The organism is Terriglobales bacterium (assembly GCA_035691485.1).
Classification (GTDB): Bacteria; Acidobacteriota; Terriglobia; order Terriglobales; family Acidobacteriaceae; genus JAIQGF01.
In genome coordinates, this window is record DASSIZ010000027.1 from 16,316 (window position 1) to 37,959 (window position 21,644).

General features: G+C 62.3%; 20 protein-coding genes. 16 read left to right on the top strand and 4 right to left on the bottom strand.

What is annotated here, in order from left to right:
* Nucleotides 1-3: 3 nt before the first annotated feature.
* Nucleotides 4-3,060, bottom strand: a complete 3,057-nt coding sequence (locus VFI82_03765) for a POTRA domain-containing protein (protein ID HET7183775.1) — start codon at nt 3,058-3,060, stop codon at nt 4-6.
* Nucleotides 3,061-3,205: 145 nt separating this feature from the next.
* Here VFI82_03765 and VFI82_03770 point away from each other — a divergent pair, with 145 nt between their 5' ends.
* From VFI82_03770 to VFI82_03780, 3 genes are all read left to right on the top strand, one after another.
* Nucleotides 3,206-4,228 (top strand): ThiF family adenylyltransferase, encoded by a 1,023-nt coding sequence (locus tag VFI82_03770; GenBank protein HET7183776.1) that lies wholly within the window; start codon nt 3,206-3,208, stop codon nt 4,226-4,228.
* 131 nt (nt 4,229-4,359) lie between these two features.
* Nucleotides 4,360-5,421, top strand: a complete 1,062-nt coding sequence (locus VFI82_03775; GenBank protein ID HET7183777.1) for a hypothetical protein — start codon at nt 4,360-4,362, stop codon at nt 5,419-5,421.
* 97 nt (nt 5,422-5,518) lie between these two features.
* Entirely contained in the window at nt 5,519-6,982 is a 1,464-nt protein-coding gene (locus VFI82_03780) for an MFS transporter (protein HET7183778.1), read from the top strand.
* 79 nt (nt 6,983-7,061) lie between these two features.
* Here VFI82_03780 and cyaB read toward each other — a convergent pair whose 3' ends face one another.
* Nucleotides 7,062-7,589 (bottom strand): class IV adenylate cyclase, encoded by a 528-nt coding sequence (cyaB, locus tag VFI82_03785; protein HET7183779.1) that lies wholly within the window; start codon nt 7,587-7,589, stop codon nt 7,062-7,064.
* 254 nt (nt 7,590-7,843) lie between these two features.
* On the opposite strand from cyaB, the gene VFI82_03790 reads away from it, so the two are divergent.
* From VFI82_03790 to dapA, 11 genes are all read left to right on the top strand, one after another.
* On the top strand, nt 7,844-8,452 hold the full coding sequence (locus VFI82_03790) for a sigma-70 family RNA polymerase sigma factor (GenBank protein ID HET7183780.1): 609 nt from the start codon (nt 7,844-7,846) through the stop codon (nt 8,450-8,452).
* 46 nt (nt 8,453-8,498) lie between these two features.
* The gene (locus VFI82_03795) at nt 8,499-9,122 is read left to right on the top strand and encodes a hypothetical protein (protein ID HET7183781.1); all 624 of its coding nucleotides are present in this window, start codon (nt 8,499-8,501) and stop codon (nt 9,120-9,122) included.
* A gap of 73 nt (nt 9,123-9,195) precedes the next feature.
* The gene (locus VFI82_03800; GenBank protein ID HET7183782.1) at nt 9,196-10,044 is read left to right on the top strand and encodes a DUF4097 family beta strand repeat-containing protein; all 849 of its coding nucleotides are present in this window, start codon (nt 9,196-9,198) and stop codon (nt 10,042-10,044) included.
* A 38-nt stretch (nt 10,045-10,082) separates the two neighbouring features.
* A complete protein-coding gene (locus VFI82_03805; protein ID HET7183783.1) occupies nt 10,083-10,655 on the top strand; it encodes a shikimate kinase in 573 nt (190 codons plus the stop codon).
* Nucleotides 10,652-11,389, top strand: coding sequence for a hypothetical protein (locus VFI82_03810; GenBank protein HET7183784.1), 738 nt, complete (start codon nt 10,652-10,654; stop codon nt 11,387-11,389). The genes VFI82_03805 and VFI82_03810 overlap by 4 nt, the downstream gene beginning before the upstream one ends.
* 49 nt (nt 11,390-11,438) lie before the next feature.
* On the top strand, nt 11,439-12,536 hold the full coding sequence (locus VFI82_03815) for an AI-2E family transporter (protein HET7183785.1): 1,098 nt from the start codon (nt 11,439-11,441) through the stop codon (nt 12,534-12,536).
* Nucleotides 12,537-12,620: 84 nt separating this feature from the next.
* Complete coding sequence (asd, locus tag VFI82_03820) at nt 12,621-13,676, top strand: aspartate-semialdehyde dehydrogenase (GenBank protein ID HET7183786.1); 1,056 nt, start codon at nt 12,621-12,623, stop codon at nt 13,674-13,676.
* Between the two features lie 25 nt (nt 13,677-13,701).
* Nucleotides 13,702-14,349 (top strand): class I SAM-dependent methyltransferase, encoded by a 648-nt coding sequence (locus tag VFI82_03825; protein ID HET7183787.1) that lies wholly within the window; start codon nt 13,702-13,704, stop codon nt 14,347-14,349.
* Between the two features lie 117 nt (nt 14,350-14,466).
* A complete protein-coding gene (gene lysC / locus VFI82_03830; protein HET7183788.1) occupies nt 14,467-15,837 on the top strand; it encodes a lysine-sensitive aspartokinase 3 in 1,371 nt (456 codons plus the stop codon).
* A 93-nt stretch (nt 15,838-15,930) separates the two neighbouring features.
* Nucleotides 15,931-16,617, top strand: coding sequence for a dihydrodipicolinate reductase C-terminal domain-containing protein (locus VFI82_03835; GenBank protein HET7183789.1), 687 nt, complete (start codon nt 15,931-15,933; stop codon nt 16,615-16,617).
* Between the two features lie 54 nt (nt 16,618-16,671).
* Nucleotides 16,672-17,577, top strand: coding sequence for a 4-hydroxy-tetrahydrodipicolinate synthase (gene dapA, locus VFI82_03840; GenBank protein ID HET7183790.1), 906 nt, complete (start codon nt 16,672-16,674; stop codon nt 17,575-17,577).
* Between the two features lie 70 nt (nt 17,578-17,647).
* On the opposite strand, the gene VFI82_03845 is transcribed toward dapA, so the two are convergent.
* Together VFI82_03845 and VFI82_03850 are read right to left on the bottom strand one after the other, a co-directional pair.
* Nucleotides 17,648-18,733: a glycosyltransferase family 4 protein gene (locus tag VFI82_03845; GenBank protein ID HET7183791.1), complete on the bottom strand. Its 1,086-nt coding sequence runs from the start codon at nt 18,731-18,733 to the stop codon at nt 17,648-17,650.
* A gap of 2 nt (nt 18,734-18,735) precedes the next feature.
* Nucleotides 18,736-19,557 carry a PIG-L family deacetylase gene (locus VFI82_03850; GenBank protein HET7183792.1) on the bottom strand — a complete coding sequence of 274 codons (822 nt, stop codon included), beginning with the start codon at nt 19,555-19,557 and terminating at the stop codon, nt 18,736-18,738.
* Between the two features lie 188 nt (nt 19,558-19,745).
* On the opposite strand from VFI82_03850, the gene VFI82_03855 reads away from it, so the two are divergent.
* A complete protein-coding gene (locus VFI82_03855; GenBank protein HET7183793.1) occupies nt 19,746-20,600 on the top strand; it encodes a 2,3,4,5-tetrahydropyridine-2,6-dicarboxylate N-succinyltransferase in 855 nt (284 codons plus the stop codon).
* 4 nt (nt 20,601-20,604) lie between these two features.
* On the top strand, nt 20,605-21,644 hold a 1,040-nt coding region (locus VFI82_03860), incomplete at its 3' end, for a cation:dicarboxylase symporter family transporter (GenBank protein HET7183794.1).

The following is a 21,644-nucleotide window of genomic DNA, read 5'->3' on the forward strand; positions in this document are numbered from 1 at the left end:
GCATCAGAAGGTCTGCCCCACACTGAAAAAGAAGTTGAAGTGACTGCTCTGTTGGAAACGGAACGGGGCAAAGTTATTGGAAGCGTCCGGGTACACGGGGAAGAAGGGCGGGTTCAAGTTATAGCCAAAATCCAGGCGCACCGGCCCAATCGGCGTACGGTACCGCAGCCCTCCGCCCAGCGCGTGCGAGATGTAACTGAAGTCGCATTGCTTGCCGGTGGCGGCCTGCATGCAAAGGTCGGGATGCGGCTGCGACCAGCGAAAGATGCTGTGCGCCAGGTCATTAGTGCGAGCAAAGACGTTTCCCGCGTCATGGAATATGACAAATCCCATGTTGCTTCCAATCCAGGGCAAGGTCACGGTCGGCGTGCGCAGTTCAAGACTGTTCACCAGCATCGCGTTTCCGCCCAGCGGTTCGCCCGTCGTCAGGTCGCGTGGTCCCGCCTGGTTGATGGCAAAGCCGCGCAGCGAGTTCCCGCCGCCGGCGAAGAAGCGCTCCGGCAGAGGCACCTGCACCGTGTCGCCAAACGGTTCGGCCACGCCGATGCGCAGGTTGCGCGCGAAGACCCAGCGCCGGGCGTGGAAGGGATGATACGTCGTATTGGAGCCGAGGAAGCGGCCGAATGCGGCTTCCGACCCGAAAATTCCCGAGGCTACGCCGGTATCGAAGCTATTGTAATTTCCATTGTGAGTGTCAATGGGATCGTCGCGGCGGTCGCGGATGTAGGTCAGGCTAGGCATGCCGACGCGCACGGGTTGGGAAAACAGTGGTATCAGGGAAGGTGAAATCACCAGGTCCGAAGCGCGCACCCGGAGGTAGGTGAAGCGATAAAGCAGGCTGGTGGCTTTGCTGACGACTTGCTCCAGTTGGGTGGAACCTCCCAGCCGCTGCGAGGTGAACGTCCGCACGTCGAGAGAATTGTCGTAGAAGGCGCTGACGGTCAGCCGCAGGTAGTCCGTGGCCAGGAAGCGGGGCGCGTCGTAACTGAGCAGAGCGCGCTGTTCCAGTCGGCCGACGTGGGAACTGAAGCTGATGGTGTGCGCCCGGCCGGCGAAGTTCAGCCGGGTGACGTCGAAGCTGACGCGCGGGCTGGCCCCGGTCGTTCCCGTCGGAATCTGCCGCGTCCCGAAAGCGCCGCTCTGCACCTCGATGCCAAGGCCGTAGGTGAAATTCCACCGCCGCGCTTCCTCGAACTGCAGGAAGACATCCTTGTTTCGCGCCTGCCCGTCGGGGTTCTGCACCGCCATGTTGACGGCGTTGAAGACGCCTAGATCATAGAGGCGGCGCTGCGTGTCTTGCAGCTGCAACTGGCTCAGGGATTCACCCGGTTTGAGCTGATACTGTCGCACCACAATGCCCGGCTTGGTGTAGTGCAGCCCGGAGGCAAGAATTCGGTCGACAAAAACCTGCGGCCCCTCTTCGATGGTGTAGCTGACGTCCTGGCGCGTGGGATTGTCCGCCACCGGCTTCACCGCCCAGGTAAACACCGCGTCCGGGAAGCCATGGTTGAAGTAGTAATTCAACACGCTGTCGCGGTCCTGCGCCACGTTAGTTTCAGAATACGGCTGGCCCTCCGCCGTGGTCAGTAACGGGCGAAGCTGGTCTTCGGTAACCGCGTGGTTCCCGGTGATGGAAAGCGAAGATACCAGCGTCTGCGGCCCTTCTACGATGTTGATAAAGACCGCCATCCGGCCCCTCTGGCCGCGGTAGTCGTCCTGGAAACCACCCGTCACCTTCACCTGCTCGAAACCGTTGGCCACGTAGAGGTCGCGGACATTGGCAACGTCGCGGTTCAACAATTCCTGGCTGAAACGTCCGTGACGCATCAACAGGCTGGCCTGCTGGATGGCCATGCGCTCGCGGATCAGGCTGGCCGCGAAGTATTTATTGCCCTCAATGGTGATGTTCGTCAACTCGTGTTTCACGCCCCGCTCGACCGTGTAGAGGACTTTCACTTCCTGGGGCTTCTCCGGGTCGTCGCGACGGGTGAAATCCACTTCGGCGTCGAAATATCCCTGCGTCTGCAGGTAATCGCGAAGATTGCGGCGGCCTTCGTTCAGCAGGTCGTCATCGACGGCGTGCTCCTCGTATACCGGCACATAGCGCCGCAACTTGCCCCGGGTGATTTCGGCGCCGGAGACCGAGATGTCGACCACCGGCCCACGCACGATGCGGAATACATAGTCGAGTCGGTTGCTGTCAGGATGGTAACGCCGATCGACAACGCTGATCTGCGCTTCCAGCCGTCCGTTCTTGGAGTACTGCTTGCGAAGCCGGGTGAGGGCGCGCGTAACGTGCTCGGCCGTGACCGCATCTCCCGGGCGCAACTTCGAAATTCGCCGGATCTCGTCGTCTCCCATCCCCGGACTGCCGGTGACGCTCACCTCCCCGACCCGTGCCACACGACCGGGGGTCACGCTGAAATGGATGTTGATCTGCTGCGACTCGGGATGGCGCTCCTCGCTGGCCGTGACCTCGGCGTGGTAATAGCCGTTTTCAGCGAGCAGGCTCTTCATGCGCTGGATGGCCTGCTCCAACGCGGCGGGGGTGTAGAGCCTGCCCAATTCCAGCTTGCTGGTATCTCGCAACTGGTTTGCGCTCGGCCGGCGGGGCGCGCCAAACACCGTGATCGACCCGATGAACAGGTTTTCGGTGGCGATGAACACCAGCGAGACTTCGTTCTGCGCCTTGCGCTGCGCCTCCACCTGCACGTCGGCAAATAACCCGGTGGCATAGAGCGCACGCACCGTGCGGCCGAGTTTCTGGCGATCCAGGGGCTGGTCCAGGTTCGGCGAGACGAGTTGCCGGAGGTTGGTCATGATGGCGGCATCCGTGGTAACGCCGCGAAAGTCGATGCTGGAGACCTTCAGGCCCTGGTAGCTGCTGCCTGCGCTGAGCGCCGGCACCATGGAAGCGTTAATGGGCGCCCTGGCAGGGGGATCGCCGACCACCGGCGCGCGCTCCTGCGCCCTGGCCGACACCAATGCCAAGACCACGGCGAATACGCCGACGGCCCCGCGCCAGGGCGCGAGTTCCCGCGCTTCACGGATCAATACCATGGTTGTCGGCAAGCGGCGCCAGCCGGCACCGCACCTGTCCAGATGCTTTTCGATGAGCCTCGGCGACAAGCCGCCTGCCCTGCTTTGGCCGGGAACTCAGCGCTGTCGCCACTTATAATACTTTGAGAACCCCCCAGGACTGAGAATGTCGTTAACTCCCGAGGAACGGTACTCCCGGCAGGTGCTGTTTCAGGGCATCGGCAGCGAAGGGCAACGGCTCATCGGTGCCTCGCAGATCGTCATGGTTGGCTGCGGCGCCACCGGCTCCGCTACCGCCGGATTGCTGGCGCGGGCGGGCGTGGGAAAGATCCGCATCATTGACCGCGATTACGTCGAGCCCAGCAATCTGCAGCGTCAGTCCCTGTTTGATGAAGCCGATGCTGCCGAGTCCTTGCCCAAGGCCATCGCGGCGACGCGAAAAATTGCAGCCTTCAATTCCGGCGTGGTGGTGGAAGGGCACGTCGCCGACCTGACGCCCGCCAACATCGAGGATTTGCTGGGCGGGGCGCAGCTGATTCTGGACGGAACCGACAATTTCGAAACCCGCTATCTGCTGAACGACTACGCGGTGCGCGAGCGCGTTCCCTGGATCTATGCCGCCGCCGTAGGCAGCTACGGCGTAACCATGAACGTACTGCCCGGCGAAACTGCGTGCCTGGCTTGCATGTTTCCCGAGTCGCCGCGGGGCACCTTCGAAACCTGCGACACGGCGGGAATCCTGAATTCGGCGGCCGCCACGGTTGCGGCCATCGAGGCCACCGAGGCGCTGAAATTCCTGGCCGGGGCGCGCCAGGCCATGCGGTGCACACTGTTGTCGTTCGACCTTTGGCGCAACCAGCGCTCCGAAATTTCGGTGCAACAAGCCCGCCAGGATTGCCGCGCCTGCGGCGAGCGGAATTTCATTCACCTGGCCGGCAAAGGACGACCGCACATCACGCTGTGCGGCCGCAATTCCGTGCAAATCCACGATCACCAAAGGCCGATTGACTTCCGCGAGATCAGCCAACGACTGCAAGCGCACGGCACGGTGCGCCACAATGAGTTCGTCCTCAAGTTCTGGCGCGACCCGTATGAACTCACGCTGTTTCCGGACGGACGCGCCATCATCAAAGGCACCACCGACACCGCCATTGCCCGCAGCCTCTACGCCAGATTTGTCGGATCCTAAGCTCCTTGAGCCTTGTGCCTTTGCACTTTCTGAGTTCCTGGCATCCCCGCTTATCGATCGGTAATCCTACTTACAAGGTCAGAGGGTGCGGGTGCGTCTTCAATCAGGCACTCTGAACCGAGGAGTCGGTTATGAAGCGTTTTTTGGGTTTGATCGTGTTGCTGGCAGTCTCGGTATGGGCAGCGGCGCAGGCGGCGCCATCGGGCGGTGCGGCAACAGGGTCCATGGGCGCCACTCCGGGGATGGCAGGAAGCACCACTCCGGGAGGCCCGGGAGCGACACCAGGTATGGCGGGCAGCACCGCTCCGAGCACAACCGGGGCGCCAACCGGAGCCAATGGGGTCGCGACACAAGGTTTCGGCGGCACCACGAGCAGCCTGAATACCAGCACCGGAACGGCTTTCATCAGCGCGCCGGCTTCGATTCCAGTCGTGGTCACTCCGGAGCTTCACCTGGGCTCAACCGTGACCGCCATCGGCGCCACCAATGCAACCCCGGGCAACACTGCCGGTGCGATGACTTCGACCGCCCAGGTACCCGTCTCGCCGCGCGTCATTACCACCGTTCCGCAGTTCTCGTTCGCCGGGGCCAGCGTGGTGGAAACGCTTCCACCGCAGCAGACCACCGTCGCGACGTCGCCCAGTTTCAATAGCGGCGTCGGGATTGTCGGGAACGCATCGCTGTTTGACCGCGGAGTTGGCTCCGGATCTTCCCTGGTGGCAGGCGGCAATCTGGATGGCAGAAGCCTGGGAGAAGTCGCGCGAGAGAACCGCCAGCAGGTGGCAGGCGCTAATGCCCACGTGTACACCAACCAGGACATCGACCGCATCAATGCCCAGCCCGGAACCAACGTGGGCGGCCTGTCCGGCGCTGCCGTGGGGGCGGGTAATGCGACCGGCACCACGCAGCAAAACGGCAATATGCCCGCGGTCTCGCAGCCGACCACAAACCCGGCGCCGGCACCGGGTGTAAGCCAGCCCGGTCCGCCGTCCAACAGCACGCCGCCGCGCGACCAGAGCCAGGCAGGTTCGCCGGGAGGGACGCAGATGGCACAGGCCAATGTTCCCTCGAATCCCGCTGACCAGGACCAGTCGCCGGTGAACAATGGGCGGCTTCCCGCCGGCGGCTCCATCCTGCCTTTAACGGCGTTGGTGGGATTCCTTGCCGCCGGAGCGGGACTGCTCTCGAGGTAGGCCGCAGGCTTCAGGTTTCAGCAGTTCAGGCTTCAGGCTCCCCGGCCTGGAGCCTTTCTTCTGATATCCTCACGCTTTCCGCCCTCGCGGAATCCGCATGAGCGATTCCACCGCGCATCCTGCCAATCTCAACCCGTCATCCGTCGTGACGAAACCGGAACCGTCCCGCTTTTACCGTTGGGCAGTGCTGGCGATCATCAGCGTGGCGATGTTCGGCAATTATTACGTGTACGACTGCATCGCTCCCGTTGCCGACCTGCTGGCCACACAGCTCCACTTCTCCGATTCCGCCATCGGGTTGCTGCAGGCGATTTACAGCATCCCGAACGTGTTCATGGTGCTGGTCGGAGGAATCCTGGTGGACAAGCTTGGACTGCGCAAATCCACCTTCATTTTTGGCGCGTTGTGCACCCTCGGAGCAGCGGTAACGGTGACGTCTCCGCAGCTGCACGTGATGGCTGCGGGACGCCTGATCTTCGGCCTGGGCGCGGAATCGCTGATCGTAGCGATCACCACCGGGGTCGCTAAATGGTTTCGCGGCAAAGAACTGAGCTTCGCCTTCGGAATCAATCTCATGATCGCGCGCTTCGGGTCGTGGCTGGCGCAGAACTCGCCGACCTGGGCCAAGGGCGCCTACACCAACTGGCGCTCGCCGCTGCTGATCGCGGTCGCTTTTGGCGCGCTCTGCACCATCGGCCCGCTGATTTACTGGGTCATGGAAGTCTATGCCGAGAAAAACTATTCCCTCGGACGCGCCGGCGAGACCGACAAGGTTGACCTGAAGGAATTTTCACGGGACTGGAAGCGGCGCGATCCGGTCTGGATCGTGCTCGTCCTGGCGCTCATTGCCGTCGCTGTTTATCCCAAACACGACTGGACCTATTTCTTCTGGGCGGTGGTGACCGTGGTGGGAACGCGGCTGCTGATCACCAGCCGCCGCATGTTCGGCATCTCTTATCTCTACATCGTGCTGCTGTGCATCACGTTTTACTCGGCGATTTTTCCCTTTGAAACTTTTGCCATCAAGTTCTTCATTGACGCGCACCACACCTCGCGCGAGCTGGGCGGATTCCTGGTCAGCATTCTTACCTTGTTCACCATGTTCGGCACGCCTGCCTTCGGATTGATGGCGGACAAGATCGGGCGGCGCACGCTGCTGATGATCACCGGCTCCTTCCTGCTGATCCCGGTTTACCTGATGATGGCCTATACCAGCATCTCGCTGTACGTGCCGATGGCCATGATGGGCGTGGCTTTCTCGCTGGTCCCGGCGATCCTGTGGCCTTCGGTGGCTTACATCGTGCCGCAGGCGAAGCTGGGAACGGCGTACGGGCTGATGACCATGATCCAGAACATCGGGCTGGCGGGATTCAACCTGATGATCGGATGGGCCAACGATCATTCCCATGCCGGCGCCGACAATCCTCACGGCTACGCGATGGGCATGTGGATCTTTTCCGCGCTCGGGTTCTTCGCGGTGTTCTTCTCGTGGCTGCTGCGGCGCAACGAGATGGGACCAAACGCGCACGGGCTGGAGACGATCACCGCCAAAAGCTCGTAGCGGTCAACGGCTGGCTCGGTCCGGGGAATCGCAATCCGCAATATTCAGTGATCTTTCCATGCGCCGGCTGTGGTGTCGCTCACGCGCCCTTACGCTTCAACATCAAAACCATGTCGCTGTACGATTCCGCGATCAGGTCTGGTTCGGCGACCGCGAATTGCCGCATGTAGTCGCGGCACTGTTCGAGCAGGCTTGCCTGATCGGATTGCTCGTCGCCCGCCGCCTCGATTTCCACAAACGATCCCAGTTCCTCAACCGTGTCGATGTGAAACTTGATGTTTTCGACGTAGTAGATCTCCCGCTGCTTGTCGACCACCGCAAGCACGCCGAATACTCTCGACAGAATCTCCTTCAAACCGGGGTCCGGCTTGACCGCGTAAAGCAGCACGTCGCTGGTCTTCGGAGTAGCCTGGTTGCCGCGCCGGTACGAAATCAATGAATTTTCGATGTTTCCTTCGCGCAGCTTCAAACGCCCTTCGCGCACGCAGAAATAGGTATCCACCTGGTGGTCAAGACCGGCAAACCGCGCCTGGCGCGAGCGCAGCAGGTTGCGCACTCGATCGGGGTGGTGGCAGCGGGCCTTGATTTCAACGTTGATTACGCGCATGGCCGTGATTACCGGGACTGACCCACTGAAATGGTACTATCCCGCCGAGCGAATAGTGAATCGCTTTGCGGGCAACCAAAGTTGCTGTTTTACTCTCCATACTTCAGCCGCATTGCCATCGCGGCTGCATCCGAGATTCGTGCATCTAAGCATGGCAGGCCCCTGTACTTGCCCGGTTCTGGGCACTTGTAACTGGAAGTGATACAACGATCAGCTACTTAGCCGCATCACAAAATAGCGGCCTGAAGAAGGCTTTGACACAACAAAAGAAAACTATTGCCTCCGGGCTCTCGGAAGCAGAAGCGATCGATAGAGCCAAGCAGGGCGATGCGGAGTCGTTTGAGGGTCTGTACGGCCTGCACAAGCGCCGTGTCTACTCGCTTTGTCTGCGCATGACCGGCAACACGGCCGAGGCGGAGGACCTGACGCAGGAGGCGTTCCTGCAGCTCTATCGCAAGATCGCCACCTTCCGCGGCGAGAGTGCCTTCTCCACCTGGCTGCATCGGCTCGCCGTCAACGTGGTGCTCATGCACCTGCGCAAGAAAGGCCTGCCGGAGGTTTCGCTGGAAGAAAGCCTGGAGCCGCAGCAGGAGGACGGCCCCAAGAAGGACATCGGTGCCCGCGACAACGTACTGGCGGGCTCGATTGACCGGGTAAACCTGGAGCGGGCGATTGAAAGCCTGCCGCCGGGCTATCGGATTATTTTCGTTTTGCACGATATTGAAGGGTACGAACACAACGAGATTGCCGAAATGATGGGATGTTCGATCGGCAACAGCAAGTCTCAGCTCCACAAGGCGCGCATGAAGTTGCGCGACCTTCTCAAGACCAGCAGAGCCGAAAAGGCCGCCAAACGCGCTTGAGGAGGCACGACATGAGATGGGGGCAGGAGAACGGGGAGAGGATGTCATGACCTGCGCTGAGTTTCAAAGGGTATTACCGTACATCATCGAGACCGGGGGAAAGGCGGAGGAGGAAGAACACCTGCGCGATTGTCCGGTTTGTTCCGACTTGGTCAAAGACCTGAGGTACATCGCCGAACAAGCGAAGCTTTTGGTGCCCATGGAGGATCCCTCGCCCAAGGTGTGGGATGGCATCAAGAATTCGCTGGAGCGCGAGGGAATGATCCGGCCAGCCCGCGCTCGGGGGAGACTTCTAGGACCCCTAACCTGGATTGGCGCGCTGGGAGCGGTCATTCTGATTGCCTTCGCCATATTCCTGGTGGAGCGGAACCGGCAGCGCCAGCAAGCTTCGCTGGTAGAAGAAGCGCCGGCCGCCGCGCCGCAACCGGTTTCAATCAACACCATTGCCACCGAGCAGGACGACCAGCAACTCCTGGAACAGGTGACAGCGGTGCGTCCAACCAGCCGGCAGGCGTATGAAAACAATCTCAGGATCGTGAATGCCTCCATCGCTGACGCGAAGAAGACGCTGGCCGAAAACCCGAATGACCGGGACGCCCGGCAATCGTTAAGTGCGGCCTACGAGCAGAAGGCAATGATGTACGAGCTGGCGACGCAGTCCTTGCGGTAAGGTGCGATCGGTGGCCGCAAGAGAAGCGGTCAATCGGGAATGCAGTGCCCGCCGGCAGTTGGCGGGACTCACGATGAGACAGAGAACCTTACGCGCGGCGGTGGACCTGGCGGTCGTGATTGTTCTTGCGGCCGGGGCATCCGCTGCCGACAAGAAAGAATTCCGCTACAACGTGAACGCGGGCGCGAGCGTCACCGTGGTCAACGACTACGGCACGGTGCGGGTGCGCGCCGCGCAGCCAGGCGCCGTCGTGGCAACGGCTGTGCCCGGCTCTTCCAAGGTCGAGGTGGATGCCGCGCAAAGCGGGAACCGCGTGGAGTTGCGCACTCACTACCTGCAGCAGACCGGCGAAAGCGACGGGCGAGTGGATTACGAGATCCAGGTGCCTGCCGACGCCAATGTCATGGTCAGGACTGCCAGCGGGCCGGTGCAGGTGCAGGGCGTAAGCGGTGACGTAGTGGTGGACACCGACACCGGCAAAGTCGATGTTCTCAATTGCAATGCCCACGTGCGGGTGCGCACGGTCGGCGGCCCGATCACACTGGTGGACCTGAATGACGGTTTCGTGGAAGCGACTTCGGTTGGCGGCCAGGTGTCGTTGAATAATGTCACCGGAAAAAGCGTTTCCGTGAACACGACCGGGGGGCCGATCACCTACTCCGGGGATTTTGCCGGCGGAGGGGTTTATTCCCTCAGTACTCATTCCGGGAATATCGACCTGAAGCTGCCGGCGAGCGCCTCCGTCGATGTCACCGCGCGATCGGTGACCGGCGCTGTGGAAAACGATTTCCCGCTCACACCGCCGGTGCATCCCACCATGGCACTGGCGCAGGGAAAATCTTTGGCCGGCACGTCGAACTCAGGCGCTTCCTCGGTTCACCTTAGAACATTCAGTGGTAGAATCCGCGTGAAAAAACAGTAACCAGCAACTGGCAATCCGGCTGACGGCTGGGCGGACGCGTGCGTGTGACCGCAGAGCGGGAAGAACGGGCAAAATCGAAGTCCGCCGGGCGGATCGTGCTCGTAGGATTCATGGGCGCGGGCAAAACCACGGTGGGACGGCTTTTATCGCAAAAGGTACGATGGCGCTTCATCGACCTCGACGATGAGATCGTCCGGCGCGAGCAACGCAGCATTGCCGAGATTTTCCAGGTGCACGGAGAACAGTATTTTCGGCGACAGGAATCGGCGACCTTGAGCAGCGTACTGCAGAGTACCGCGCCGCCTTACGTTTTGGCCGTCGGGGGCGGCGCGTTCATCTATCCCGGCAATGCCGACTTGCTCCGGCAACCCGGCATTCGCACCATTTTCCTGGATGCGCCGGTGGAAGAACTGCGCCAGCGCTGTGCCGCCGGCGGCGCGGAGCGTCCTCTGGCGCGCGACGCGAACCTCTTTCGCCAATTGTACGAAGCGCGGCGCGGCAGTTACATGACAGCAGAGTTGCGGGTCGAGACCGGCGGAAGAACACCGCAGCAGGTTGTCGAACACATTGTGAATTCGGTTTTTCAGGGTTCAGTCGGGGGAATGGAATGAAGTTTGTTTGTAAACTCGCGGCGCTAACGATGGTTCTCGCAAGCTTCACCTTCGCGGGCGACAAGGACAAGAAAGCGGCGCCGGCCGGGACAATGGTGGACGCGGGTTCTTTCGGAGTGTATGTCAACGGAAAACGCATCGGCACAGAGACCTTCCGAATCGAGCAGATGGCGGATTCCAGCGTTGCCAAGTCGGAGTTCCGCGCCGACGATGGCAGCAAATCGGTGCAATCGGCGGAACTGGTGCTGTCCAGCAACGGCGACCTGCGCCGTTATACCTGGAACGAGGCGAGCCCCAGCAAGGCCACCGCGGTGATCGAACCGCAAGAGCAATTGCTGCTGCAGCACATCAGCACCGGGCCGGCCGACAAGCCCATCGATCAGCAGTACATCCTGCCGCCCTCCACCGTGATCCTGGATGACTATTTCTTCTCGCAACGCGAAGTGCTGGCGTGGCGCTACCTGGCCGGCTACTGCCGCCCCGATCCATCCAACGGCGCCTGCAAGCTGAAACGTGCGCAATTCGGCGCGCTGATCCCGCGCCAGCGGACTTCCCTGCTGATCAACTTCGAGTATGTCGGCCGGGAAACGATCAACGTCCACGGCAAGAAACGCGAACTCAGCCGCTTTAACCTTGAAACTGACGGTTTGCAGTGGGGCCTGTGGCTGGATAACGACTACAAGTTGATTCGGATCTACATCGCGGCCGACGCCATCGAAGTGGTAAGAGACTAGGCCGGCCGCAGGCCAACTTGCGCTTCCCGGAGGCCATCCTACGGGCTGGTTGCCGCTTCTCGATTCACGCACCGCGCGCGTAGGTTTCACCATCCTGGTTTTCGCCGGAGTGTTGGCGTTCGTCTGGGGCGCGCGCGAGACGCTCACCGCCTTCCTTTTCTCCATCTTCTTCGCCTACCTCGTTGACCCGCTGGTCTCTCATGTGCAGCTGTGGGTGAAGGGCTCGCGCGGGCGCGCCATCGGTATCGTCTACCTTGCTTTTGCGGCGGCGCTGGGGTTGTTCGGATACCTGCTGGGATCTCGCCTGGCCGCGGAAGCAAGTCACCTGGCGCAGACCCTTCCTGGCTTGTTCCAGAAGTTCGCCAGCGGCCAGATTGCCTTTACCATCGGAGCACAGCGGGGATGGAGCTATGAAACGCAGCTCAAGCTACAGCATCTCCTCGCCGACCATCAGGATGAGATCATGGCTTGGGCCAAGACCGCGGCAGGCAAGCTCGCCGGTGAGGCCAAACGCGCGTGGTGGCTGCTGCTGGTGCCAATCCTGGGAGCATTCTTTTTAAAAGACGGCCGCGCCTTCGCGCAGGGTGCGATTGATCTGCTGAGCCGCCGCCGCGAACGCGAATTTCTTGACGCGGTATTGACCGACATCAACATCATGCTCGCCCACTTCATCCGGGCGCAGCTCATCCTGGCGGTGCTGTCAGCGGTTGTTTATACCGTCCTCCTGCTGGTGCTCGGGGTGCAATACGCGGTCGTGCTGGGAGCGGTGGGCGGGGCGCTGGAATTTATCCCCGTGGTGGGGCCGCTGGCGGCGGCTGTAGCCATTCTCTTCATCGCGATGGTCACTGCCTACAAGCACCTGATCATCCTCCTGATCTGCCTGGGCGTGTGGCGCCTGATACAGGACTACGTCAACGCCCCGCGCATCATGGGTCGGCGCACCGAACTGCACCCGCTGGCGGCGCTGTTCGGCGTTCTCGCCGGGGCCGAGATCGCCGGCGTCATCGGCGTGTACCTGTCCATTCCAATCATGGCCAGCCTGCGCATTGTCTGGCGGCATTGGCGCGCCTACATGGAGACCGCGAAGATGCAGTTGGCAGCGGCGGCCGAAGCCGACAAAGTCTCCCCGGAACAGACGCTGCCCTGACGCCGACCCCGGCATTTCCCGCTTGCCGAGTGGCGGAAGCGTTTCGTGTAAAATCCAAAAAACACTGAACTTGAGCAGCCGACGATGGATTCGAAAATTCCTGTAGGCATCCTGGGCGCGACCGGAGTGGTGGGACAGCGGTTTCTGCAACTGCTGGAGCATCACCCGTGGTTCGAGCCGGCGTGGCTGGCGGCCTCGGACCGCTCCTCCGGCCTGCCCTACGAAGAGGCGGCGCGCTGGCGGCTGCGCACGCCGATACCAGCGATGGTGGCGCGTATGAAAGTCTCGCCGGCGGCGCCCAACGGAGCGCCACGAGTGATTTTTGCCGCGCTCGACGCCGACATTGCCCGCGATTTAGAACCGCGCTTTGCCGCCGATGGCTGCGCCGTCATTTCCAATTCCAGCGCCCTGCGCATGCAGGAAGATGTGCCGCTGGTGGTGCCCGAGGTCAATGCCGATCACGTCAAACTGGTGCACGCGCAACGCTGGCGGCAGGACAGCGGCGGCTTCGTTGTCACCAACCCGAATTGTTCCGCCATCGGGCTGGCCATGGCCTTGGCGCCGCTGCACCGCAGCTTTGGCCTCGAGAAAGTGATGGTGGTCACCATGCAGGCGGTCAGCGGGGCCGGGTACCCGGGCGTAGCCTCGCTCGACATCCTGGGAAATGTCATCCCTTACATTGCCAAGGAAGAAGAAAAGATGGAGGAAGAGACGCGCAAGCTGCTGGGCCATGGTGAAGCGGCGCGCATCCGGCCCGCCGATTTCGCCATGAGCGCGCAGTGTAACCGCGTGGCGGTCGAGGACGGGCACACGGAATCGGTATCGGTGAAATTGAAAAGGCCGGCGCGGGCGGAGGAGATCATCGAGGCATTCCGCGGTTTTCGCGGCGTCCCGCAGGAATTGCGCCTGCCGAACGCTCCCGAGCAGCCGCTCATCTACGACTGTGCGCCCGACCATCCTCAGCCGCGCTTCGACGTGGACCGCGGCGCCGGCATGTCGGTGAGCGTGGGACGCCTGCGCCCGTGCGGCGTGCTGGATTGGAAGTTCACCGTCCTGTCGCACAACACCATTCGCGGCGCGGCCGGGGCTGCTCTTCTGAACGCCGAACTGTTGAAGGCCCAAGGATACCTGGGAGACTGAAGGCTGGTTCGCCATCGACACCAAGATGAAAAAGCTCGCCAAACTTCTGCTTCTCGCGGCCCCGGCCGGCGCCGTCGCCGTAGGCGCGATAACCTATTACGAGTACCGCAAGCAGCGGCTCGAGCTGGAGGCGGAGCGCCTGTGGGAATTGCTGGCGCTCAAGCCGGGCTCGCGGGTCGGTGATGTCGGCGCGGGCACCGGCGATATCACTGCCTTGATCGCGGCGCGCATCGGACCCGCCGGGCGCATCTACGCCATCGAAACCGATCCCGTCAAATTGCGCAAGCTCGAACGGCGCAAGCAGAAGGCAGGATGGAACCAGGTCGAGGTGATCGCTGCGACGCCGAACACTTGCAACATCCCGGAAAACAGTTGCGACGCGGTCTACATGCGCGGCGTCTATCATCATCTGACCGATCCGGCGGCCATGGACGTCAGCCTGTTGCGCGCCCTGCGTCCCGGCGGGACTTTGGCGGTGATTGATTTCGCGCCTCGCCTGCTGCTGGCGCCATGGACGCCCAAGGGAATTCCGTCCAACCGCGGCGGGCACGGCATCCGGCGCGAGCTGACGACCGCGGAATTGGAGCGCGCAGGCTTCGACGCGGTGCGCGCTTTTGAAACCTGGCCTGGCGGCTGCTACTGCGTCCTGTTCCAAAAGCCGATCGCAGCTTAAGTCGAAAACGCAAATTGGCGCAGCTCAGCGCGAAGAAGCGCTGATAGTAGAATCGGCGTGCATCCGCGGTGGGTTTTTCGGCGGAAAGCTGGTAGCTGACAGCTGATGGCTATCGTAATGAAATTCGGCGGGACCTCGGTGGAGGACGCGACCGCAATTGATCGCGCGGCGCAGATCGTGTGCAAGCGCCTGGCCCATGATCCCGTCGTCGTGGTCAGCGCGATGGCCAAGGTCACCGACCAACTGGTCGCGATGGCGCGTGCCGCGGGCGCGGGAGATCGTGACTCCGCGCTGCAACTTTCTCGCGCCGTCCGCGAGCGGCACTACAACGCCACTTCGGAGCTGCTCGAAACTTCCATCTTCGGCGAACTCCACGGCGAGCTGGAGGCCGACTTCGATGCCCTTGACGACTTGCTGCGCGGCATCTCCGCGGTCGGCGAACTGACGCCGCGCACCACCGATAACGTGCTCTCCTTCGGCGAGCGGCTGTCGAGCAAGCTGGTGACGGCGGCCTTCCGCGCGCGCGGCCTGCAGGCGGCGCTGGTGGATTCGCGCGAGTGCATCATCACTGACGCGGCCCATACCCGGGCCGTGCCCCAGATGGACGACACCAACGACAGCGTTCGCGCCCGCTTGCGTCCCCTGCTCGAGAAAAAACGCGTGCCGGTGTTGGGCGGCTTCATCGCCGCCACGCGCGAGGGAGTCACGACGACCATCGGCCGCGGCGGCTCGGATTTTTCGGCCGCCATCGTCGGCGCCGCGCTGGACGCCACTCGCATCGAGATTTGGACCGACGTGGACGGCATGATGACCACCGATCCCAACCTTTGCCCCGACGCGCTGCGCATCAAGTCCATCGGTTTCGAGGAAGCGGCGGAACTGGCGTACTTTGGAGCCAAGGTATTGCACCCGGCGACGCTGCTGCCGGCCATCCTGAAAAACATCCCGGTGCTGGTGCTCAATTCGCGTAATCCCGAGAACGAAGGCACTAAGATTATGGCGCGCGCGCCGCACTGCCGCAGCACCTTCAAGGCCATCGCCGCAAAAAAGCGGATTACCATCGTGGACGTGGTGGCGACGCGCATGCTCGGCGCGCACGGGTTCCTGAAATCCATCTTCGACGTCTTTGACCGCCATCATTGCGCCGTGGACGTGGTCGCCACCTCGGAAGTGAGCGTGTCGCTGACGGTGGATTCCAACGAAGCGATTCCGGCCATTGCCGCCGACCTGGAGAAGCTTGCGGATGTAAAGTATTCCGGGCGCAACGCCATTGTCTGCCTGGTGGGAGAAGCCATCCGCGACACGGCGGGGGTGGCGGCGAAGGTATTCGCCGCGCTCGGCGACATCAACGTGCGGATGATTTCCCAAGGAGCGTCGGAAATTAACATCACTTTCGTGATCGACGAAGGCGATGTGCCCGAAGCGGTGCGGCGGTTGCACGGCGTCTTCTTCGCCGACCCCGACCCCGAAGTCTTCGCGCGCGACTGATTGGCGCAACGGCTTCGGCTTCCAGGGCCGCAACTCCCACGGTGTTCTACAATCTCGGCATCGCCGGCGTTACTCTCGTTCCTCGGAGCCGCCATGAACATCATCATCCTCGGGGGTCTGGGCAAGGTCGGCTCGCTGGTCGCGGAAGTGGCGCGAGAGCGCGGTCACAACGTCACCATCCTGGAGGAACCGGAGAACGCGGGCGCGCGCGCGCTCACCCGCGACGCTCTCCGCGGCATTGACGTGGTGGTGGACTTCACCACGCCGCGCGCGGTACTGGAAAACATCGCCGCCTGCGTGGAAGCGCGCGCCAACATGGTGGTCGGCACCACCGGCTGGTATGGCGAGATTCCGCGGATCAAGAAGATGGTCGAGCAAAGCGGCATCGGCTTCCTCTTTGCCCCGAATTTTTCCATCGGCGTGAATCTGTTTTTCGATATCGTGCGCGCGGCCGCGCCCGCCATCCGCTATGGCTACCAGGGCCGGATTCTCGAGAAGCACCACGTGCACAAGAAAGATGCGCCCTCCGGGACGGCCGCTACGATTCGCGATGTCATCCGCGACGTGGCGCAATCGGAGCTGCCCATCGAGTCCGTGCGCGAGGGTGAGGTCGTCGGCTTGCACCAGGTCACATTCGAATCCGCCGGCGACACCATTACCCTGGTGCACGACGCCAAGTCCCGGCGCGGCTTCGCCGAGGGCGCGGTGCGCGCGGCCGAGTGGCTCCGGGGCAAGCGTGGCTTCTATGATTTCAAGGACATCTTCCGGGATTTGCGCTAAAGTTCTCGTTTCCGGGTCGAACGTTTAGACTTGTAAGAGTCCCGAGGCTGATCTATGAAGCAGATTTACGGCTGCGGCACAGCCCTAGTAACCCCGTTCCACTCCGATGGTTCAATTGACGAGCCGGCGTTGCGCGCGCTCGTCGCCTGGCAGGTGGAAAGCAATATCGACTTTCTGGTCCCCTGCGGGACCACCGGCGAAACCCCGACTCTGTCGCGCGAAGAGTGGCTTGGAGTCATCGAGACTACGATTGCGGTGGCGCGCGGCCGCGTGCCGATCGTCGCCGGAGCCACCTCCAACAGCACGCGCGACGCGGTTGAAAAGGCGAAGACCGTCGCCGCCATGCAGGGCGTGGATGCGATCCTGACCGCCTCGCCTTATTACAACAAGCCGACGCAGGAAGGCCAGTACCAGCATTTCAAGGCGATCGCCGACGCCGTGGACAAGCCGCTCATCCTGTACAACGTGCCCGGCCGCACCGGCGCAAACATCGAACCCGCTACGCTGGCCCGTTTGGCGCAGATCCCGAACATCATCGGCGTGAAGGAAGCCAGCGGCAACATTTCGCAGATCGCCGACGTATGCAACGCGGTGCCGGAGGATTTCCTGGTCTTCAGCGGAGACGACGCCGTTACCCTGCCCGTCATCTCGCTCGGCGGAGTGGGCATCATTTCCGTGGCGGGAAATGAAATTCCCGCCAAGATGGCGGAGATGACGCGCGCCGCACTGGGCAATGACTGGAAAAGAGCGCGCGCTATCCATCGCCGCTACCTGCCGCTGATGCAGGCGAATTTCATCGAGTCAAATCCCGGGCCGGTGAAGGCTGTGCTCGCCATGATGGGCAAGATCGAAGAGAATTACCGCTTGCCGCTGGTCCGCATGAGACCGGAAAACCGGGCCAAGCTGGAGAAGCTTGTCCGGCAGCTCGAACTGGAGAAGGTGGCAAGCATCGCGTCGTAATTCCGCCAACCAGCAGCCGAATGATGGAGCGCGCTCGCCCTCGAGCGCGTTTTCGGTTTGGGAACTTGATTTACGCGGCAGTGCGATGCGATTCACCGCCGCACGACGCAATCACTTCGCGGTAGAGGCGCTCATAGTCGGCCCCCATGCGGGTGGCGGAGAAATTTGCTTCCACGTGCCGGCGGCATGATACGGGATCTATTTCAGTGACCCGCTGCAGCGCGCCGGTCATCTCCTCGGTGTTATCCACCAGGAACCCAGTCACGCCTTCGCGCACCACCTCCGGGATTGCTCCCCGGCGAAATGCTACGACGGGCGTGCCGCAAGCCGCCGCTTCCATCGCGACCAGCGAACTGGTTTCCTCGACCAGGCTGGGAAGCAGCACCGCGTTGGCCCGCCGCAGAAGGCCGATTTTTACCGCCAGGGAGGGCCGTCTCACATAAGAGACGCGCTCATTGTCCAGATGCGGCCGGATCTCGCGCTCAAAATAGCTCTCGTGATAAGAGAACGGATACACGTCGCCCGCTATCACCAGTTTCCGCCCGGCACGCCGAGCGACGTCAATCGCAACGTGTGCGCCCTTCTCCTCGCAAATGCGGCCCAGCCATAACAGGTAATCCTCGTGCTCGCCACTTGGCGCCGGGAAATCCTGCACCCGAATACCGTTGCGGACCACCGCGAGAGCATGAGGCAAATCGGCAAACGTCGCGCGCTGCGACTGGGACACGTAATTGAAATACAGATTTTGCGGCACGCTCTCAACGGTGTCATCGGGATAAAAGGCGCGCGGGAGATGCAGCGTCGCGAGTACGGGCAGATCGACCTGGCGTGCATGACGCCAGAAGCTCCCACTGTGATCGTGAATGATGTCGAAGCGCCCGCCAGAGCCTTGCACCTGTGCCAGCGCGCCCAGGATGCGACCGACATGCTCCAGATTTCGTTCTTCGAAGCGATCCGCTTCCGTGGCCGCCGCGCCCGTAGACAACAGGGCGCCGGAAACTTGTGAGCCGTCACAGGCTGCGACGGCGGTTCGATGGCCCCGGCGCGCCATCTCGCCTTCCAGGGTCCACAAGACCTGCTCGGCGCCGCCGCAGCTTTCCGGCGTCACCGGCAACAGGGGATACGCAATGTAGAGAATTCGCAACCTGCGGCGCACGATTACGCCAGGCCCCGGATGGCCGAGCCTTGCCGGGTGAATTCCGCCTGGTGCAGGTGGCGGTCGATGCAGCAGCCGAATGCCTGCACCACCTGCGAACCCGTCACCGACCAGCGCCAGGCTTCGTAGTTGAGGACGCCGGGATGCGGCGGACGGCTGAAATCGTAGGAAGCCTGCGGGCGGAAGCGTTCGACGGCGGGATTGAACTCGGTCAATATATCGTCTTGCGATACATATAACTGGATCGCCCTGCGCTTGCGGTGCACCTCGGCAAGCGTGGCATCCAACAGGACCTCGTTGCCTTCCGGCAGGATGAATTCCTGCCGGACCACCACGCCGTCGCTCGTGCGGTGGTAAAGCGGCATCTCCCAAACCGGCAAAACGTGCTCGCGCGCGATCCACCACGCCAGGAAGGCGCAAGTATCGTGGTCAGGATGGCCTCCTTCATAGGCGAGGGTCAGCAGGGCTTCCGGCCGCATGTGGGTGACGATCTCGGAAATTGCCTCCAGCGCGCGCGGAATGTTGAGGAATAAATCCTGGTCGAGAAAGAGCTGTTGGGGATTGTCGGCGGGAGACAGGAACTCGAATTGGCTGACACCGATTTCCGCCAGCGCTTTGCGCGCTTCTTCGCGGCGAATCCGCGCGTAGGCTTCCCGCGATCCGTATCGTTCCCAGAAGTATCGATCGCGAGGCGCGCCGTCGGTGGCGAACAATATCAGCGGCTCCCGCATGCGCTGCAGCAAAGAACCGCACCCCACCGCCTCATCGTCGGGGTGGGCGACGATGACCAGGGTCCTCCCCAGCAGCGGTACCAGGCGCTCCATGTATGACTCTGATGCGAGCCGGGCAGCGGGTGGATGGAACCCGCCCCAGGACTGCGTATAATCCAGCGTTTTGCGCCACAGGTCAACCTCGAAACAGGAGATTAAAGTATTAGCCGGTACGGCGTTACTGTGCGGACCCGCTTCTTACTTCTGACTTCTAACTTCTGACTTGGTTATACTGCCGCTCCATGGAATCGTCCCCGACCTCCACCGAGTCTTTGCAACCCGCCATTGAACGCCTGTTTTCCCTGGGCGGAGCGGTGGATCGAAAAGACGCGCGTCGCGTCTTCGGCGAATTTTTGGCCTCCCTTACCGCCGGGCACATCCGCGCCGCCGAAAAGCGCGGCGGCAAGTGGCAGGTCAACGTCTGGGTGAAGCAGGGCATCCTGCTGGGATTCCGGCTGGGCGAGATCGCCGACATGAGCGGCACTTCCGCGCTTTCGTTCGTCGACAAGGACACCTTCCCGGTCCGCCGCTTCACCCCCGCCGATCGCGTCCGCGTTGTCCCGGGCGGGTCTTCGGTGCGCAGCGGCGCGTACGTGGCCGCGGGCGTGATCTGCATGCCGCCCATGTTTATCAATGCCGGCGCTTACGTCGACGAAGGCACGCTGGTGGATTCGCACGCGCTCGTGGGTTCCTGCGCGCAAGTCGGCAAGCGCGTTCATCTCAGCGCGGCGGCGCAGATCGGCGGCGTGCTCGAGCCGGTCAACGCGGCTCCCGTCATCATCGAAGACGACGTCCTGGTAGGCGGCAACTGCGGCGTTTACGAAGGCACACAGGTGCAGCGCCGCGCCGTGCTCGGCGCCGGAACCATCCTGACGCGTTCCACGCCGCTATACGACGTGGTGCGCGGCCAGATCTATCGCGCGTCTGGCAATCAGCCGCTGGTGGTTCCGGAAAATGCGGTGGTGGTGCCGGGTTCGCGTGCGCTGGACCGGGGCAAGGCGTCCGAGTGGGGATTGTCGGTATACGCGCCAGTCATCATCAAGTACCGCGACGAAAAAACCGACGCCAGCGCCGCCCTGGAAGACGCCTTGCGCTGAAGCCATGAAGTCCCGCTCCCTCATCGCCGCGCTCGCGCTGTTTTTCGCCGCCGCCGTGCTTTTCATTGGCGACCGATACGGCCTGTTTCACGCTCCCGCGACCGCTACCGCCGTTATCCGCTGGCTTGCCATCGCAGCCCTGATTCCTTATGCCGTTGCCCGGCGCTCGCTCACCACCTGGATTTTGGTGAGCATGGTTCTGGGCGCGGAGATCGGGCACGACTTCCCCGCCTTTGCCATCAACCTGCGGGTCCTCAGCCTGATTTTCCTGCGCCTGATTAAGACCATCATCGCTCCCCTGCTGTTTGGAACGCTGGTGGTCGGCATCGCCGGACATCACGACCTCAAACAGGTCGGCCGCATGGGAGTCAAGGCGCTCATCTACTTCGAAGTGGTCACCACGCTGGCGCTGTTCATCGGTCTTGCCGCCATCAACATCAGCAAGGCCGGGGTCGGAGTGAACGCCCCGCCCGCGCTGCACGCCGAGCTGCCGCCGGCACAAAAGCAGACCGCCACCGACATCATCCTGCATGCCTTCCCGGAGAACATCGCCAAGTCCGTCGCCGACGGCCAGGTGCTGCAGATCGTGGTCTTCAGCATCATCTTCGGCATTGCGCTGGCGCTGCTCAGCGACCAGCGCCGCCGTCCGATGCTGACTTTCTGCGAGAGCCTTTCGGAAACCATGTTCAAGTTCACCAACATCGTCATGATGTTCGCTCCCATCGGCGTCGGCGCCGCCATTGCCAACACCGTCGGACACATGGGACTCGGCATCCTGGTGAACCTGTTCAAACTGCTGGCGACGCTTTACGTCGCCCTCATCGTCTTCCTGTTCGGGGTATTGCTGCCGATCGCGCTCATGACCCGGCTGCCGATACGGCGAATGCTGAAGGCCATTGCGGAACCGGCTTCCATCGCCTTCGCCACCACCTCCTCGGAAGCTGCCCTGCCGCGCGCCATGGAAGCGATGGAGGCCATCGGCGTGCCGCGCCAGATTGTCGCCTTCGTCATTCCTACCGGCTACAGTTTCAACCTGGACGGCAG